The 18,314-nt window shown below is 44.7% G+C and carries 11 protein-coding genes and 1 pseudogene; 9 read left to right on the plus strand and 3 right to left on the minus strand.

Annotated elements, in window-relative coordinates:
* Window positions 1–47: 47 nt before the first annotated feature.
* From HW560_RS20640 to HW560_RS20650, 3 genes are all read left to right on the plus strand, one after another.
* Entirely contained in the window at window positions 48–2,279 is a 2,232-nt protein-coding gene (locus HW560_RS20640) for an FAD-dependent oxidoreductase (protein ID WP_179264527.1), read from the plus strand.
* A gap of 17 nt (window positions 2,280–2,296) precedes the next feature.
* Window positions 2,297–3,505 (plus strand): SGNH/GDSL hydrolase family protein, encoded by a 1,209-nt coding sequence (locus tag HW560_RS20645; RefSeq protein ID WP_179264529.1) that lies wholly within the window; start codon window positions 2,297–2,299, stop codon window positions 3,503–3,505.
* A gap of 270 nt (window positions 3,506–3,775) precedes the next feature.
* Entirely contained in the window at window positions 3,776–8,839 is a 5,064-nt protein-coding gene (locus HW560_RS20650; protein WP_179264531.1) for a golvesin C-terminal-like domain-containing protein, read from the plus strand.
* A gap of 166 nt (window positions 8,840–9,005) precedes the next feature.
* Here HW560_RS20650 and HW560_RS20655 read toward each other — a convergent pair whose 3' ends face one another.
* Complete coding sequence (locus HW560_RS20655; protein ID WP_179264533.1) at window positions 9,006–9,560, minus strand: stalk domain-containing protein; 555 nt, start codon at window positions 9,558–9,560, stop codon at window positions 9,006–9,008.
* A 291-nt stretch (window positions 9,561–9,851) separates the two neighbouring features.
* Between HW560_RS20655 and HW560_RS20660 the strand changes: the two genes are divergently transcribed.
* Entirely contained in the window at window positions 9,852–11,204 is a 1,353-nt protein-coding gene (locus HW560_RS20660) for a glucoamylase family protein (protein WP_090899032.1), read from the plus strand.
* A 242-nt stretch (window positions 11,205–11,446) separates the two neighbouring features.
* Here the strand turns inward: HW560_RS20660 and HW560_RS20665 are convergent, their stop codons facing one another.
* A complete protein-coding gene (locus tag HW560_RS20665) occupies window positions 11,447–12,085 on the minus strand; it encodes a TetR/AcrR family transcriptional regulator (RefSeq protein WP_179264535.1) in 639 nt (212 codons plus the stop codon).
* Window positions 12,086–12,212: 127 nt separating this feature from the next.
* On the opposite strand from HW560_RS20665, the gene HW560_RS20670 reads away from it, so the two are divergent.
* Window positions 12,213–13,775, plus strand: coding sequence for an FAD-dependent monooxygenase (locus HW560_RS20670; protein WP_257031387.1), 1,563 nt, complete (start codon window positions 12,213–12,215; stop codon window positions 13,773–13,775).
* A pseudogene (locus HW560_RS33995) lies at window positions 13,776–13,871 on the plus strand (FAD-dependent oxidoreductase); the annotation flags it as partial.
* Window positions 13,872–13,907: 36 nt separating this feature from the next.
* On the opposite strand, the gene HW560_RS20675 reads toward HW560_RS33995, so the two are convergent.
* On the minus strand, window positions 13,908–14,774 hold the full coding sequence (locus tag HW560_RS20675; RefSeq protein WP_090899027.1) for a LysR family transcriptional regulator: 867 nt from the start codon (window positions 14,772–14,774) through the stop codon (window positions 13,908–13,910).
* Between the two features lie 141 nt (window positions 14,775–14,915).
* On the opposite strand from HW560_RS20675, the gene HW560_RS20680 reads away from it, so the two are divergent.
* The 3 genes from HW560_RS20680 to HW560_RS20690 all read left to right on the plus strand — a co-directional run bounded on the left by HW560_RS20680 (window position 14,916) and on the right by HW560_RS20690 (window position 18,146).
* Window positions 14,916–15,281 (plus strand): cupin domain-containing protein, encoded by a 366-nt coding sequence (locus HW560_RS20680; protein ID WP_090899025.1) that lies wholly within the window; start codon window positions 14,916–14,918, stop codon window positions 15,279–15,281.
* A gap of 843 nt (window positions 15,282–16,124) precedes the next feature.
* Window positions 16,125–16,943 carry a MerR family transcriptional regulator gene (locus HW560_RS20685; RefSeq protein WP_090899019.1) on the plus strand — a complete coding sequence of 273 codons (819 nt, stop codon included), beginning with the start codon at window positions 16,125–16,127 and terminating at the stop codon, window positions 16,941–16,943.
* A gap of 24 nt (window positions 16,944–16,967) precedes the next feature.
* The gene (locus HW560_RS20690) at window positions 16,968–18,146 is read left to right on the plus strand and encodes an MFS transporter (protein ID WP_179264537.1); all 1,179 of its coding nucleotides are present in this window, start codon (window positions 16,968–16,970) and stop codon (window positions 18,144–18,146) included.
* Window positions 18,147–18,314: the final 168 nt, after the last annotated feature.

Here is an 18,314-nt window from a genome sequence, read left to right on the forward strand (position 1 = left end):
TAAAAAAAAAGGCGCCAAAACCATTACCATGATAGGAGCATCTAATCATGGAGGTTATCAAAATGGAGCTTATGAAAGCAGATGTAACCGTCGTAGGTGGAGGTATTGCAGGGATATGCGCTGCCATTGCAGCTGCACGCCAAGGTCTGCAGGTTTCACTTATTAATGATCGGCCGGTGCTTGGGGGAAATGCGAGCAGCGAGGTCAGAGTTCATATCAACGGGTCGGCATATCTCGGAAATAGTCCATCCTATTATGCCCGCGAGGGCGGGTTGGTAGAAGAACTCAAGCTGAAGATCTTTCATTATAATCCGTTATACAACAAGAAGCTTATGCTTTCGCTTTCGGATACGGTCTTGCTCGACATGGTTTATGATGAGCCTAACATTTCTCTGTTTCTGAATACATGTGTACATGAAACGGGCATCGAGAACGGCAGAATCAAGTGGGTGGAGGGCCTTCAATTAGCTTCCGAAAGAAAATTTCGTTTTGAAAGCCCAACCTATATCGATTGCTCTGGTGATGGAATTGTTGGATACCAAGCAGGTGCTGACTTCCGATGGGGAAGAGAGGCGAAGCATGAATACAAGGAGGAGCTTGCTCCAGAAGTGGCGGATCATTACACGATGGGGGATACGATTCTGTTTCAAGCCCGTGACGTAAACTATTCCGTTCCTTACAAAAGGCCTGGCTTTGCGTATGATATCACGAAGCTGGAGTTTTTCGAGAGAATCAAAAAAGGAATAAACCATCGGTCTTTTCCAAGGAAAATCAATGGACTTGGCGGATTGTGGTGGCTGGAATACGGCGGACATATGGATATTATCAAGAATAATGAAGACATCGCATTGGAACTGCGGAAATTGGTGTATGGAATCTGGGATTATATCAAAAATAGCGGTGAGTTTGATGATGTAGACAATCTCATCTTGGATTATGTATGCCCGATTCCGGGAAAGCGGGAGTCGAGACGTTTTATCGGGGAACACATGCTGTCTCAGAACGATCTTACACAAAAGACTCATTTCGAAGATGCTGTATCCGTCGGAGGCTGGTATATGGATCTGCATGCGAATAAAGGCATCTACGATGAGGGGCCGGCTACAGCGTGGAATTTCGTGCCGGGATTGTATAATATCCCTTTCCGCAGCTTATTTTCACGCAATATTCCCAATCTCATGTTCGCTGGCCGCAATATAAGCGCTACCCATGTAGCTTTTGGGTCTACAAGGGTGATGGCGACCTGTGGTTGTATGGGGCAGGCGGTAGGAACAGCTGCTGCGTTATGCGTAAAATATGATACAGACCCCGCGGACATCGTCAAAGCGCATATGGGTGAGCTTCAGACGCAGCTGCTTCGAGACGGGCAAACGATTGTAGGGCTTCAAGAGCCGTTGGACCCTTATTTCGCTGACGGATTAACGATTCGTGCCTCGTCTCAGCGAAGCTATGAACATCTTCATCCTACCGAAGAGATCTCCTTGGACAAAGCGTTATGTTTGGTCTTGCCGATCCAGACATCCGTGGCTGAAAGTGTGCAGATCAAAATTAAAAATAGATCCGAGCATTCGGAAACGTTGCAAGTGAAGCTGTTTGGCGGGGAACGGAAGGAAAACTATATTCCAGCCAGCGAGCTGAAAGGCTACAACTTGATGATTTCAGCGGGGCACGATGACTGGATTACACTGGATTTGGGCTGTCAGAAGCCTGCTGACGATAAAATCTACATCGTATTGGAAGGTACAGCGAGCCTTGACGTATATGGTAATGAAGAAAAAATGACAGGAGCGGTGAGCTTCTATTATAGACCGGAAGAGCCATCCAGACTGAAGAAATTCAACAGAAGCATTTGCTTCAAGGATCTGATGCCATCCCAGGATATGTATAATCCCGCGAATGTCGTCAACGGCTTCTCCAGACCTTATGGTCTGCCGAACGGCTGGATTTCTGAACGTTCGGAAGGACAGGAGTGGTTGGAATTTGGTTTTGCAAGCCCCAAGAATCTGGATGAAATCCATCTTGTTTTCAATTCGCAGCTGAATTTGGAGCATTTCGACGATCCGATCGAGCCGTTGATTCAAGATTATGATGTGATCTTAACCTTAGAAGACGGAACCGAGAGTGAAATGAATATCCGTGGTAATTATCTTTCGTTGAATAAACATCAGGTGCATGCAAAAGGTGTAACCCGAGTCCGATTTGATTTCTGTGCAACGTATGGTTCGCCTTATTATGAAGTGTTTGCTGTCAAATTTTTTGCTCCTAAAAACGCTAAGTGAGGGCGGGTGAAGTCACGATGAAGGAATTTTTCCCTCGAAGAGGGCTGCCTAATGTCATTCAAAAGTTGGAAAATGGGGAGACAGTAACAATTGTCTATTTTGGCGGCAGTAATACGCGTTCTGAAGGATACAGGGTCATGACGGCGGATTGGCTGCGAGGGCAATATCCCCATGCAGATATCCGCTCTGTGAACGCAGGCATTGATGGGACAGGATCGGACCTCGGCTGCGCCCGTTTGGAGACAGATGTACTGCGTCATCAGCCTGATCTCGTGTTTGTTGAATTTGTTGGAAACGATGGGGGAGTTCCCGAATCCAAAGCACGGATCGAAGGTATTGTCCGACAGATTCGCAAGCACAGCCGTTTTACGGATGTCCTGTTTGTGTATACGGTTAAGGAACGGGATTTGACCTCATTTCAATCCGGCCAATACCAGAAGGGCGCTCGTATGCAAGAGGAAGTCGCCGACTATTACGGCATTCCTTCGATTCATCTGGGCGTAGCAGTCAGTCAATTGGTTTTGGATGGAAAGCTCATTTTCACCTTAAGAGCAGACGTATCTATTCCCGAAGCCGTTATTTTTACGCATGATTCGATCCATCCAACGATTCCCGAAGGACATCAGATTTACACAGATACAATCACCCGGTCGTTTGAGAAAATCAGAGAGCTTCGAGATCACGTAGGAAAAGTCGAACATCACTTGCCGGAGGAGCCTTTGGTCCCGGCCAACCCTTGGGAGTATGCAACCATGCTGCCACTGGATCGTCTTACTCATTTTTCCGCGGGGTGGTCTTACATGACCCCTGATGATTTTGCTTTAGTGCGCGAGTATGATTGGTTGTTCCCCGGTCTATGGCGAGCAGTCGATCCCGGAGAGACGATCACAGTGGAGTTTGAGGGAACCCACATCGGATTATTCGATATTGGGGGGCCGGATTCCGGCAGATTGAAGGTGACGGTGGATGGAGGGGAACCCTTTCTTATCGATCGATTCACATCATATAACGATCATAATCGAAATCAATATGTTTTCTTACCGGAGCTACCAAATGGGAAACATAAAGTTCGCTTCGAAATTGATCACGAGAAGACTGACAAAGCGGCCGTATTTGAGGCTAGCGGCAATGAACGAAGTATGGAGCACGTGCGGCAGCATCCAGCTTGGTATGATCAAACGGTCATTCAGCTTGGTAAGTTACTATTGGTGCAGCCGCCATTATAATTGATTAGTCCTTTTGGAACACTTGGAAGACCTATATTCTATCTGACTGCAACTGAGCAATCAATTAGGATGTAGGTTTCTTTTTTTACTTAAAATCATATAAGAAATTCTTAAAATGAAAGAAATTTCACCGTGATGTAACATGCTAAGATAAAAACGACAGAGCGGGATTAGCCAGAAGACTAGGTTAATTGCTTTTTTACGATCATTCGAGCAAGAGGCAATGCATTTATGGAAGCGTTATCATTAATAGGAGAGGCTGTGAGTTGTATGGTCAAAAGGAAGCTTTTTTTCTTCATCGTTTTCATGTTGACGATCGTAGTTCCTTCCAGCCTGATCGGAATAAGGGCCGCTTATGCGGAGACCTTACCTTATCAGACCATTATCATCGATGACGGGAGCATTAAGATTAATGATGTTGTGACACCTGATGCGGGTAACGAGAACAATGGATATTCGGCTCCAAATTGGACCACAAGCACAGGGGTGAAGGGGTATGATCTTTCAAGCACCCAATATACGAGTACAGCAGGCAGAACGATCACATGGAATCCACGCTTGGAAGCAGGAACCGCGAAAATATCTTTCTATAAGCTGGATTGGGCGGATAAGGCTGATAGCAATGTGAAAATCGAAATTGTTCATAATGGAACGACGGATGTAGTCTTTATGGATCTAAGACCCTCATCTGGCGCTCCAGCAGGTTGGGTTGATTTGGGAGAGTACTATTTTTCCGGAGTTGGTGAAGAATTCGTTAAATTGACTCGGTCTACCGGCACCACGAACACGATCCTTACGCGTGCGGATGCGGTCAAGTTCGAAGGGAATATAAGGCAGAAAGAACCACATAAGACGATCATCATTGATGATGGAAGCCTCACAATTGATAATGTCGTCACTGTTGATTCAGGCAATGTCAATAACGGGTTCTCCGCTCCTTATTGGACCACAAGCGCAGGAGTGAAGGGATACAATAATTCCAGTTCCAAATACACAGACGCTGTAGGTAGAACGATCACATGGAATCCGCGCTTGGAAGCAGGGACGGCGAGAATATCGTTCTATAAGCTGGATTGGGCGGATAAAGCAGACAGTAATGTGAAAATTGAGATTGTTCATAACGGGATAACGGATGTCAAGTTTATGGATCTAAGACCTTCGTCAGGTCCATCGGTTGGATGGGTGGATCTCGGGGAGTATGAGTTTAGTGGTAATGATAGCGAATTTGTCAGGCTGACTCGAACGCAACCTACGACGGGGACAATTATTACACGGGCCGATGCAGTCAAGTTCGAAGGAAATATCCGACAGCAAGCACCACCGTTGCCCCCGCTGCGGAGCCGCACATTAGCGAATCTCAGTTACACGGAAAAAGGCAGCATCGAAAATGCTAACTATAAGGCGACCTTCTATGAGGCAGCATGGGATGGGGGCAAATCCATCGTTCGTGACATGTTCTACAAGAACACGGACACGGGAAACTGGATGCCGATTAATAATGTATCGGAAAGACTTGAGGAGCAATGGGTTTTATTGGATGGGAATGCGGGCAGCCGAACCAATTACTACGATACGATGAACAAACGCTGGATTACATTCGACGAGGTCCATTTTCCAGACAGCCACACGGCGGTATTAACCGATTCTACGCATGGCAGTGATTACGATTTTGAAGTGAACTGGTCCATGGCAGGGGATAAACCAGATGTTTCCTTTGCTTTTACACCTCGCCGCGACGGCAATTATGTTATAGGATATCAGTCCTTCACAACAGAGGCAGTCTCGGGCATCAATGAAGTGTTAAATGGATTCAGGTCCCATGCCAAAATGGTAGGTACGGTGGAATCAACAAGCTTGAGAGAGCTGAGCGCTCCGATGAGCCTGGTTGAGAAAAATGATGGTTCGGGAAATCCATTGACGTATGGTGTTTTTGTACCTTCGGCAGAGCTTCCGATTGAATTTGAACCGACGGGAGGCGTTACGAAACAACGGCTTGGCATGAGCCTGGTCAACAACGAAGGCAGCGTGCAGCCAATCCTGTATGCGCCTCAATTAGGGACTTATTCGCAAATGACCGCAGAAAGCACTTATCAATTTCATATGGGGCTAATCGCTCAAAAAAGCAATCTGTATGAGTCCTACGCGGATATTCTTCGCAATGAGTACGGTTATTCAGCATACCGGGAAAATGTGTCAGATCAGTCGCTCACTGACGCGATGTTCAATATGATCGATTTGCTTAAGATTGAGCCGCAAGGGGACGACTCTGTCAATTATGTCCCGTCACCCAGCGGGTGGTGGAGCCGTGCCAAGGGCTTTATTGATATCGAAAACGAGGATAGCGTCCGAACAAGCTCGAATGCGGTTCTTTTGGGGGCTTACTATTTGACTGGGGATGACCAGCTATACGATACGAGAGCACTGCCGTCCGTCCAGTATGGCGTATCGCGAAACGGTATCGGTTGGTCGCCGACCCAGAAGAAAGTTTACGGTGTGCCTTCCTTATGGAAAATGGCTACTCTGCCGTTCGATGTTTCAAGCGTAGCCGCCGTCAATCAGATGATGGGCACTTCGGCAGGAATTGGGGCGCTGGCACAGGAAGAGTACCTCATGCGTGATCCTGACCAGAAAGACCGGGGGCCTGTCATTCAACCCCTGATGATGTATCGTATGACAGGAGAGGCCCAGTATTTGCAGGCTGCCAAGGATGCAGCCGATAGTTATATCTTGCAATATATCGATACGCCTGCAACCGTGGATGTGAGTAAAAATGAGTTCATTTATTATTATAGCAAGCTGTGGATGGAGATCTTGGAGCTATATGAGGAAACTCAAGATCCCAAATATTTGAATGCCGCTTATAAGGAAGCCAAACGGTATGCAACCATGTTCGTTGCTCGTCCAGTTCCTGAAGGAAACGTTACGATTCCGCAGCCAGAGACGTATAATTACGCGGAGTCGTTCCATTGGCCGGAAAGTGGTAAATTTCAATATCCTAGGCTCAAGCTTCCAGAAGATATAGCTGGAGGCGTTCAAGCTGCGAGTTGGCTGGTTTCACCGAGCGGATTGACGTTTGAAGCAGGAAGTACAACCGGCTATTATCGGATGAATGCTCAGGAAGCTCCATTCATGCTGAGATTGTCGCTTTATACAGGGGATAAACTGCTGCAGGATATTGCTCATAATGCGGTTATTGGCCGATATTCCAGTTATCCAGGTTATTACTATAAGGGTTTCGCCGTTAGTCAACTTGAATCAGACTTTCCGCTGGAAGGCCCCAGCGGGGCTACATCCATCTATTACCACCATATTCCGGGGCAGCTTGGGCAAACGATGGATTATTTGATCAGCGAACAATCATTAAAATCGAACGGGAGTATTACATTTCCTTCCGTATTTGAAACGAATTTTTTATGGTTCAAATATCACCTCTATGGGAATAAACCAGGTCAATTTTATGGCAATTCCGACGTTTGGCTTTGGATGCCCAAGGGGATTATTAAGACCAACCATCCTCAATTGAATTGGATAACGGGTGAGAGCGGTGATAAATTCTACATCGGGCTAAGCAATGCATCGTCAGAAGAAATTCAGACTCCGATTGAATTGAATGAACAAATCATTGGATTCAACCCAACACAGGATTATACCGTAACGATCATCCGCGACAATGGTACACCAGAGCAAGCAGTTATGAGTGGCGGAATCATTCAAGCCACGGTTTCAGGCAAGGGCATCACCGCTATCATTGTAGAAGGACTTAACATTGATGTGCCGCTGCATCAGGTTAGAACGGCTGAACCATCGGATGCAAGCTATTTCTTTGATACCCACAGTCCAATTGATGCGGTTAAAGGCATGCTGATGGTTAAACCCGACGAAACGGTCTATGATGCATATGTGCAGGCCAAAACGACGAAACCAGCGACAATCCATTATTCCTTGGATGGCGGGGCTACGTATACAACCGTCCCAGATACGATATACCCGATGGAATGGTCGATACGGGTGAATGATTTATCCCAAACCTTCACGTATTACGTGGAATCAGAGGGGAAACAGACCCGCAAGCGGACACTTTATCTGCCTGATCAGGTTACGGAAACTCCAGTCCAACCCGATGGGCAGGAGAGTTCATCTATCATAGTGGATAATACGGAGGCGGAGACAGAAGGCGTCTGGATAAGGGATACGACGGCTGACAACTATTACTATGATAACTATGTGTATGCCAAATCTACGGCTGGCACAGCGACAAGCAAAATGAGATGGCGGCCTGAGCTGCCGGAAAGTGTCACTTACAGTGTGTATTACAAGATTCCGCAAATCACCGCTGCGAGTGAAAATTGGACAACGAATGCCTCATTTACCGTGTATTACAGCGGAGGCTCCGAGACGGTTACTGTTGATGAGACAGCAGCGAATGGTACTTGGGTGCACCTAGGGGATTATCCTTTTGCTGCAGGCGATAGCGGGTACGTGGAACTAACCAACAAGGCCAACAAGTCTCGGGTCGTTGCCGATGCGATCATGTGGGTGGACGCGAACCAGATACCGCAATTGGAGTCTGCTGTGATCCTGTCTGATCGGAACGAGCTGCAGATGACTCAAACCGCACAGCTGAGCGTAACCGGCTATTTGGATAACGGTTTGATCGGTGATCTAACACAGGCCAATGTACAGTATTTCGTTGATCGTACGGATCTGGCCGAAGTGGATAGCAGTGGCTTGTTGACCCTTCTAAATCTCGATGGGGATACGAATCACATTGAGGTATGGGCCACAGTAACGATTGATGGTGTGACCTTAACCACACCACCTTTGAACATCACGATTAAGGACCTAACGGTTATCGTGGACAGTACAAATACAACTGGGTTGTACACGACAGAAGGGTCTTGGAGTCAAAGCAATTTAGCCGGATACAAAATTGGGGTTAAATCCCGTTACTCAACAGTTGAAGGATCATCCGCAACTTGGAAAGGCCAGTTTCCAGAGGGGAAATATACGGTCTCGATCTACAAGCTCGTCCATACGACGGGTAACGATAATCATGTCAAAGTGGAAGTGAAGCATAAGACGGGTACCGAGGTCACCTATATCGATGCAACGGTCGGCTCATCGGGTTGGGTTAATCTAGGAACGTTCGACTTTACGGGTGACGGCAGCGAGTATGTCCGGTTAACCAGGGTTACGCCTACAACGGTAGACCCGCCAACGCTTCCTGCAGATATGATCTATACGAGGGCTGATGCAGTTATGTTCGAACGGCATTCCGATGATTCGGAGCTGCTTGCAAATGAAGCTCAAGGTGAACCGACACTTTCTGAATAATGGCAGTGAATTGCGAATGGAAGTGGAACTAAGGTAAGTAATGTTAAACAAATGATTGTAAAATAACATAAGAGCCGAGTGGATGAGAACGATCCATTCGGCTTTTTTGTTGAGTAATGGCGTATATCAGTATCTTCAGAAAGGATTCAGTTACAAGAACTCCAGGTTAATCATTAAATTCAACAAATACATGCATATTTCGATCTACTCCTGCGATCCCGGTTGTTTGTTTAATATCCAAAAATTCAAGTCGTTCTTCCCATTCAACTCTTTCATGATCCGATTCATCTGCGTAATATTCAAAAATATACGTTAAGACAAATGCATTAATGGTGGAGACTCCGTTCTTCAATTGTACCCACTCTTGAGGGATAACAACTTGATTCTGCTCAGCTAAGACCGTATTCCCCGAGAAATTGAGAATTAGCTCTTGTCCTTGATTTTTAATTGTCGTTATTTTTTTCTTACCATCCCATGTAATTATTGCTGCGGTTGATTTAAATATATCCTTCACTGGAATATATATCGATTGATACGTCGTTGTAGTTAGCTTGTTGTCATGCGTTACATTTAAGATGGATTTTTTTAGTAAAGGGCTGTACATATTCGCCGCACGTTCATCAAAGGTTAGTTCCCTTGCAGATTGGTCCTTGGCAGATGCAATGGACGCTGAACTGACAACAAAAGTTAATATTAACAATAAAGAAATAGCTCGCTTCATTTCGATGCCCCCTAAAGTAATATGGTTTACATGACATTAACGCTACAAAGCGGATGAATGTTTCTTTTAAATCCAGTTTTTGCAGATTTTACGAGTTGTCTTCAGAGTCGGCTACTTTGCCTGACAGATGGGTTTATTGCACATATAATGAAACGTTTCGAATTTATATTTATAAATAAACCTTGTTAAAATCAACATTTGTAAGCGTTTTATTTTTTTTGTTTACCGAAATGGTAAATTTATGATAACATATACACGAAACGTTTCGAGTTCATTTGAAGGGAGAAAATCATGAAAAAAATAAAAGTTTTTAGTTTTATTTTAACTTGCTGTCTGTTGGCTAATTTAACTTTAACTTCTATGGTTTCAGCGAAAGACTCAAGCAATCTAAATGGATTTCGAGCAGAATTGAAAGCGATTGCAAATAAGACTTATACGTTTTTTGAGGACTATACAGATCAGAACACCGGCTTGACTTACGATGAAGTACGGCTCACTGAAAACGAGACAGAAGAAGCTAAACGGACTTCGCCCACAAATATCGCAATGTATATGATGAGTACCGTTTCAGCCCAACAATTGGGTATTATTTCAAAGAAAGAAGCTGTACATCGCCTGCAAACGACTTTAAATTCGCTTGAAAAGTTAGAAAAGTGGAACGGACTATTCTATAACTGGTATAACACGGATGACGGTTCAGTGAAGAAAGATTGGGGACAATTTATTTCCCAAGTCGATAATGGCTGGTTATCCGCAGGTTTAATGGTCGTTGGGCAAGCCTATGAAGAACTTCATGGGCAAACAAGCAAGTTGGTTGAAAATATGAATTATACACCGCTATATGATCCTGAAGTCGGTCAATTTCGCGGAGGTTATGATGTGGCTAAAGGCGCGCTGACAGAGCACCATTATGGGATGTTTTATACGGAACCACGCTTAGCCAGCTATATTGCGATTGGGAAAGGTGACGTTCCCCAAGATCATTGGTGGAAGATGTATCGCACCTTGCCTCAAGAATGGGATTGGCAAGCTCAGATTCCCCAAGGCAAATCCGTTAAGTACGATGGAGTGGATGTGTTTGAAGGAAGTTATGTATACAAGGATAAAAAGTTCGTGCCAAGCTGGGGAGGCAGTATGTTTGAGGCTCTTATGCCTGGTATGGTCATAAAGGAAAAAGAACTGGGTACTCAAGCTTTGGGCTTGAACAACCAACGTCATGTCGAATTGCAAATCGAATATGCCAAAGAAAAAGGGTATGCCGCATGGGGCTTTTCACCTTCTGCAACTCCGACAGGTTACAGTGAGTTTGCAGCAACGCCGTTAGGTACCTCAGGTTACAAAGATGGAGCAACGGTAACAGCACACGCAACATTCCTTGCCCTGGATTATGCTCCTGAAGCTGTTCGAAAGAACATCAAAGCTTTAAAGAACTTCAAAATGGTTGGCAAATACGGGTTCTATGACTCCGTTAATGTTGAAACTGGTGAAATTGCCAAGGCCTATTTGGCACTGGATCAAGGGATGATTATGGTGTCGATCGCTAACTATCTTCAAGATGGCGTTATACGCGATTATTTTCACAGTGATGTGATAGGGCAGACGCCAGAAGAATTATTGAAAAAAGAAGTTTTTTCCATTCAATAAAGGGTTGCTTTAGATTAGAGCAAGTTCACTCAACGGAATGGGACGAAGATAAAAGGATGGGCGGAACGAAGCAGGGTATCGGCATGCTTCGTTCCGTTTTTGCGTTTACCATTGATAATGAAGTCGTAGATCGATTGGATTATGAAATTTACGTTGCAGGTGCTGGCGAAGACAGGGTGATCCCCCGATCACCGATGAAAATATCGTATCCGGAAAAAGAAAAGGTATTCACAACGGCGATTTTAAGACTTACGTTGTGGTGCATAAGCGCAAAGAAAGACGCGTACGCCTTCAGTGATAATACGTTTAGTTTGTTCCTCCTCTAATATTCCGATTTTTCCCGGTTGATTGAATACCAATAAAAACGTTAATGCAGCGAAGTGCTTTGCAGCCATTTTAGGGTCAATCACATCGAGCAATCCGTTTTGTCCAAAAGCTGTAAACCTCCTGATAATCCCCTCTTCAGTTGCGTTATCCAGCCTTTCAAAAAACGAGTCTGGCAGGTTGGCAGCTTCCACCATAACCAGACGAATCAAAGCCTTGTAATCGGACGAACCATTCGCAGAAGCTACGATTTGTTCACAAAATAAGGTGAGCGCCTGCTCAAGATCCTCGAATTCCAGGAGGTGGTCTGAAATCCCTTGCTCAATCATATCCAGAACCGCCGAACTGGATTCTTCAACAACGGCAAGCAGTAGGTTCTGTTTGTCGCCATAATAATCATAAACTGTCCGTTTGGAAACTCCCGCTTTAGTTGCGACCGCATCGACGCTGGAACGATCAAACCCTTCTGAAAGAAACAGCTCTCGTGCCGCCGCAATTATTTTAGCTCGTTTTTCTGAAGAGCCTTTGCGGATTTTCTTATTTTCCGTATTATCCATTCTTACGTTTCCCCCTGTATAGGTATACTTTCAGAAATTGATTAGAGCCCTGCTTTACAAATTACACTGTACGGTGTAGTGTAACAAATGTAGCATATCAAATCAATGATCAAGGAGGTTTTTATCCATGAATACCATACCGTCTGTTGTTGATGTTCTCATTGTCGGGGCCGGACCCACAGGGCTTACACTTGCCTGCGAACTTGCCCGTCGAAACGTCAACCATCGTATTATTGATCGAAGCACCGTGTATAACGTTGCATCTCGCGCCAAAGGAATCCAGCCTCGCTCGCTTGAAGTCGTCGATGATTTGGAAGCCGTTCACTACATTGTTGATACAGGTGTTGTGGACTTACCTGTTCGTTATTATACCGCAGATGGCAGAAGTGTGGAGAAGCCGACTATTACCGTTGCAGCCAGCGCCGAACTTGAGACACCCTATCGTGATCCGGTCTGGATTGCTCAATTTGATGTGGAAAAAGCGTTGCGCGACCGATATGCAGTATTTGGCGGTCAAATTGAGTTGGGCATGGAAGCTGTAGGGCTTGTTCAGGATGTGGATGGTGTATCGGTAACCGTGAATACACCACAAGGAGAAGAGCAAATTCGTGCTCTTTATGTAGTCGGCGCTGACGGGGGCAAAAGCAATATCCGCAAATTTATTCACTTACCGCTGGTTGGGGAAACACATGATCATGAGCGATGGTATCTTGGCGATGTACGATTGGAAGGGTTAGATCGTGACCATATTCATATCTGGACTTCTTCGGAGGGGATGGTCGGGGTGACACCGCTGCCGAAATCCGATATTTGGCAGCTGCAGGCTACAATTCCGGCAGACATTGAAGAACCAGAACAGCCGTCGTTAGAGATGTATCAGGCTATGTTTGACCGTCGCGCCGGGGCCGGACGTGTTCAGCTCACGGATGCTTCCTGGCTGTCCATCTACCGCGTCAACGTTCGTATGGTTGAATGTTACCGCAATGGCCGGGTCTTCCTTGCCGGTGATGCTGCTCATGTTCATTCTCCGGCCGGCGGTCAAGGCATGAATACGGGGATTCAGGACGCATACAACCTCGGCTGGAAGCTGGCGGCTGTCATACGCGGAGCGGACACCGCCTTGCTCGACACGTACGATGAAGAGCGCCGCCCAGTGGCTCAAGCCGTGCTCAAAGACAGCACAAAGAAGATGGGAGGCGTCATAGGAACGGCGACAGAAGGCGGAGGGTTGTCCCAATCCTTGAGCACCATATCCGACGATCTGACGAGCGGGCTTCTCATTTCCTATCGGTCTAGTTCGCTTACCCGTCCGTCTGCTCGAACAAATGCTACCCGTTCACTTCCTGGAGATCGTGCTCCTAATGCTACGGGACTGCAAGGCACCGGGTTTGCAGGAAATGTCTTTGACCTCTTGCGCGGCCCACACTGGACGCTTTTGGCTTTTACAAACTACATCGATCCTTCTCTGAAGAACTTTACCAACGACGAACTCCATTTGCATTATATCCTGCCATCGAAGGTGGAGGCGTTGGAAGGCATAATAGACACAGCAGGCAATGCCTATCGAATTTACGATGTCGCAAGTAAAGAACTTGTATTGATTCGTCCTGACGGTTATATCGCACTGCGCACCTCCCTTGATGATATCGCATCGATCCTGAATTACTTGATTTTGTGTGGCATATCATAGGATCGAACGACCCAAGGCTCTGCCAGAGTCATGCCGAATTGCTTTGCGATGGGCGAGGCCGCAGGTGCGGCTGCGGCAATTCTGGCGGAGAAAGGCTCACGCCAAACACGCTAGTGACCATCTGGAAATAAATCAAAAATTAGTGATGCCCACCAGCTCCATAAATTGTGAGAGAGCACTTGTCATGTACGAGTCACGTCGTCTTATAAACACCGTGGGCACTTTTCCATACGATTCCGGTAATGGATGACAGCTGATTTTCCCCTGCTCTATGCGTGATTCAACCATAGACACGGGTAAAACAGTGACTCCTAGCCCGTTCTCGACACATTTAAGAACACCCTCTAGTGTGCCGTATTCCATGACCTTCATAGAAGCATAACCATTATCCTCTAGCCATCGCTGCCAGCGTCCCAAATAGATGCAATGCGCGAATGACGAAAGCAGTGGTTCATGTAAAATCGATTCTAATTGAAAGGGCTCGGGAGAGAAACTCGTAATCAAAACTAGAGATTCTTCAAAGACAGGGTATTCAACAATCTCCGGATGAAGAATGGGTCCATCCACAAATGCACCGTCTACCTTATATTCGAGAATGGTACTTACTTGATCTACGGTAGGTGCCATATATAAGCTTAATTCTACTTGTGGAAATTTCTTGTGATATTGTGTGAAGATCAATGGCAATCGTGTAGAAGCAGTTGACTCCATAGCTCCAATGCGCAAGGTTCCCCGCGGGGCAGAAGAAAGTTTAACTGCCTCAATCGCTTCCTCGAAATCATAAAGCAACTTGTTTACATGCGGCAACAGCTCACGTCCTGCAGGCGTTAAGGATACCTTTTTATGATATCGATATAACAGAGGAACGCCCAATTCTTGCTCAAGACGTTGTATTCGTGCAGTAACGTTGGACTGTACATAATTCAATTTCTCAGCAGCCTTGGTGATGCTTTGTTCAATGGCTACTGCCTTAAACACTTCCAAAGACCTAATATCCAAAACAGCCCTCTCCTTTTGCATCACATATTATGATGATCTATATACTTTTATTTGATTTTACGTGATGCATCATAGGATGTAAACTTAATGAATCAGAGGGATTAACACCATTGCCAATGGGTTGAAAAAGGAGTGTTTAATATGAGTTACCAACCTATTAATTTTGAAGAGAAATTATCTAAGTTCAATGAACATTGGTCTCCGAAAGTTATTGGTGAAATGAATGATTATCAGTTTAAATTGGTTAAAATCAAAGGAGATTTTGTATGGCACGATCATCAAGATACCGATGAGGTATTTATCGTGATCAAAGGGGAGATGTTTATCTATTTCCGCGATGGCCAAGTAAAGATTTCCCAAGGGGAGATGTTTATTGTACCAAGAGGAGTCGAACACAAAACGTTTGCTCAACAGGAATGTCATATCATGATGGTTGAGCCTAGGGGCGTAGTAAACACTGGCGAGACAGAGTCAGAATTAACAGCAGTCAATGATATTTGGATCTAATGAAGTTGATGAAACAACACAAACATACTGTCAGGATACAAGAATAATGTTCCATTGAAAGTCGCTAATGCAGCGGCTTTTTTTATGGAATTAAGAGCTTGTTGCGAGGTGAAGAAAGTATAACCGAAATGAACGATTACATAGCCATTATATATGGAAGGATTTGAATATATCCATTGCGAAAAGGATTGGCTATAATGCAATACGTTACGGAAAACACTATTCTAAATCCTTCTGTGTGGAAAATGGTTACCGTGACAGCTCTTCTGTGGGATATATCATTCACAATGCTTCTAAAAGATTACGAAGGTGAAGCAATCCTGGAGGAATTACCGATTGTAACGAGAAGAATTTGGATGTTGATAACATTCGTTATTTTGATGGGGCCACTTTACTATGGGCTGTTCAGATATTCTTTTTCATAAATGGTGCCCGTAACCTCCACAATTTTATTTGTCCATCCAAGAAAGCTTGCTTAGAAATATCTGGAAACCCTTTTCAATAATATCTGTAGAACCGATAATCGCATCTAACTTTCCTCTTTTCAAAAAATCATTTCTTGTATTTTCTCACCAGTATGATTTCAATAGACAAGATTTTAAATTACATAGGTAAGATTGACGGAATTAGACCCATGATCATTGCGTTAGTAATGCTATCAACAGTATTTTATACTGTTCCTTTACATGGGTTTCAGGCATAATTAGAACTCCTTTTATCTATTTTTTTCATCATAGAATGTGACGTAGCGTCCCCCGCAAAATGAAAAGCCTCTACACCCTTGACTTTCCCCTGCACGGGAAACTGTATACTCGCATTATGTTATAGATTGGAGATGATATTTTGTTCAAAATCAGTGTGTTTTCCAGGCTAAGCAAGGTCTCTTTAAAAACACTGCGCTATTATGACCAGATTGGCATACTTAAGCCGAGAAAAGTGGATCACGATACGGGTTATCGTTACTATTCCGCAGATCAGCTTCTTGAGCTCAACCGAATCTTGATCTATAAGGAATTGGGTTTCACCTTGCCCCAAATTACACAGTTGCTCCAGGAAGAAATTACATTGGAGAATATTCAAGGCATGTTTAGGTTGAAAAGAAGCGAAATCCAACAAATCATCGATACAGAACAAGCCAAACTTGTCAGGATTGAGGAGCGTATGAAGCTTATAGAAGAAGAGGGACAGGTCGAAACAGGTCAAGAGATCCGAATCAAAGCAGAAGGTGCTCAGCCGTTTCTTTTTCAGAAAGCATGCGGCAGAGAAGAGGACATTCCGACTTTGTTTCGTAAGTTTGATCAGTTCGTAACAAAGGAAATTCGCCAATGGATTCAAGGTCCTCAGGTTGTGTTGTGGAGAGACATTGACGGAAAAGAGGATGAGTTTGAGTTCGAAGTTGGTTATTTTTTAACCTGTGAGCTGCAATCATTCCCGGAGCCGTTTCAACTGCGGACTCTTCCTCCTGAACCGATGATGGCTACGATGGCTTTTCATTCAAATTCCAAGTTTGATGGGGCGGCCTGTGTTCATCTGGCGAAATGGATTGAGAAAAACAACTATCAGATCAAGGAAGATGAATCGGGTAGGGAACTATATTTGCCGTTATCTCCAGAACAAGAGGCACAATTTATCGAAATCCAAATTCCAATACGAAATAGATAACTGAAGAAGGTGGAGTGGAATACATTGAAAAATAAAGGAATCATCTATGTAATGGCACTGGCTGTTTTTCTGATTGGAACCATTGAATACATTATTACTGGAGTCATTGAAATGATCGCTGCGGACTTGCAAGTATCTACTTCCGAAGCAGGGTTACTGGTGACCGTGTTTGCTCTCGCAGCGGCCATAATTGCTCCGATATTGATTGCATTAACCATAAATATGGATCGCAAGAAGTTGCTGATGGCTACCCTCAGTGTATTTATTGCCAGCAACGGACTAATGCTCGTCGATCTTACCTATGAAACGATACTTTGGGTACGAATGATTCAAGGGGCTAGTGGAGGTATCTCTACCGTTGTAGCTATGGCAGTAGCGACACGACTCGTGGAAAAAGAAAAACGAGGCAATGCCATTGGTATCATTTTGATGGGGCTTAGCAGCTCGCTAGTGCTCGGTGTTCCCATAGGCACATTTTTTAGTGAGATGTTTGGATGGAGAGCTCTATTTGTTTTCATCGGTTTGTTAAGTGTTCTTCCGTTACTGATCATCTATAAAAAGATTCCGGCAATCAAAGAAGAAGAAAAGGTTACCCTCACCATGCAGCTTACCATTTTAAAAAATCCAACCATTCTGACTGCCTTGGTTATTACGTTATTGTATGTTGGCGGTTATGCTACACTGTTTACCTATATTACGCCTTTCTTGCAAGCTACATCCTCTCTGTCCATGGCCGAAATAAGCGGTGTTCTGTTTCTGGCGGGGATTTGCAGCTTTGTCGGATCAAAAGTGGGCGGGCAATTGGCAGATGCAAAGGGGTCAAAGTTTACCATTGGCCTCGGACTGATGTTACAGGGCGTGACTCTTCTTTTATTCGCTCTAGCGGGTGTGCATCTGGTGGTTCTACTCTTGGTGTTAATGATTTTTATGTTAGCCACGTGGAGCATTTCCCCTGCCCAGCAACTATATCTGGTTACTCTAGCACCACGAAATCCGGATATTGCCCTTAGCGTAAATACGTCGTTTATCCAATTTGGTTTTGCACTGGGATCTGGATTAGGAGGGCTCGTCATCCGTCATACATCTGTTCTGTATTTGAATTGGCTGGGTTTTGCCGCTGTAAGCATAGCTTTTCTTTTTGCCATCGTATTATTCAAAAAAATGAGCAGTTCTAATCTCAACTCTAAAGGGGTTTCTTTATAGTCAGGGGCTGGAGCGGAACAGTTTCGAACCAGGAATTGAATAACGTTTGGCAACATTATGTATTTGTAGCGCGTCCATATAAGTAAGCACTTTAAAGGGGAGGATTATAATCAAAGTAAAATATTTGCATTGTATTCTCAGCATTATACTGATTTTTCTAACATCAGC

Source organism: Paenibacillus sp. E222 (assembly GCF_013401555.1).
Taxonomy (GTDB): domain Bacteria; phylum Bacillota; class Bacilli; order Paenibacillales; family Paenibacillaceae; genus Paenibacillus.

What these genes read in the sequence shown, in the direction of transcription:
- HW560_RS20645 (WP_179264529.1), top strand. Translation starts at nt 2,297, where the DNA reads ATGAAGGAATTTTTCCCTCGAAGAGGGCTGCCTAATGTCATTCAAAAG.
- HW560_RS20680 (WP_090899025.1), top strand. Translation starts at nt 14,916, where the DNA reads ATGAGTTACCAACCTATTAATTTTGAAGAGAAATTATCTAAGTTCAAT.
- HW560_RS20670 (WP_257031387.1), top strand. Translation starts at nt 12,213, where the DNA reads ATGAATACCATACCGTCTGTTGTTGATGTTCTCATTGTCGGGGCCGGA.
- HW560_RS20660 (WP_090899032.1), top strand. Translation starts at nt 9,852, where the DNA reads ATGAAAAAAATAAAAGTTTTTAGTTTTATTTTAACTTGCTGTCTGTTG.
- HW560_RS20650 (WP_179264531.1), top strand. Translation starts at nt 3,776, where the DNA reads ATGGTCAAAAGGAAGCTTTTTTTCTTCATCGTTTTCATGTTGACGATC.
- HW560_RS20665 (WP_179264535.1), bottom strand. Translation starts at nt 12,085, where the DNA reads ATGGATAATACGGAAAATAAGAAAATCCGCAAAGGCTCTTCAGAAAAA.
- HW560_RS20640 (WP_179264527.1), top strand. Translation starts at nt 48, where the DNA reads ATGGAGGTTATCAAAATGGAGCTTATGAAAGCAGATGTAACCGTCGTA.
- HW560_RS20655 (WP_179264533.1), bottom strand. Translation starts at nt 9,560, where the DNA reads ATGAAGCGAGCTATTTCTTTATTGTTAATATTAACTTTTGTTGTCAGT.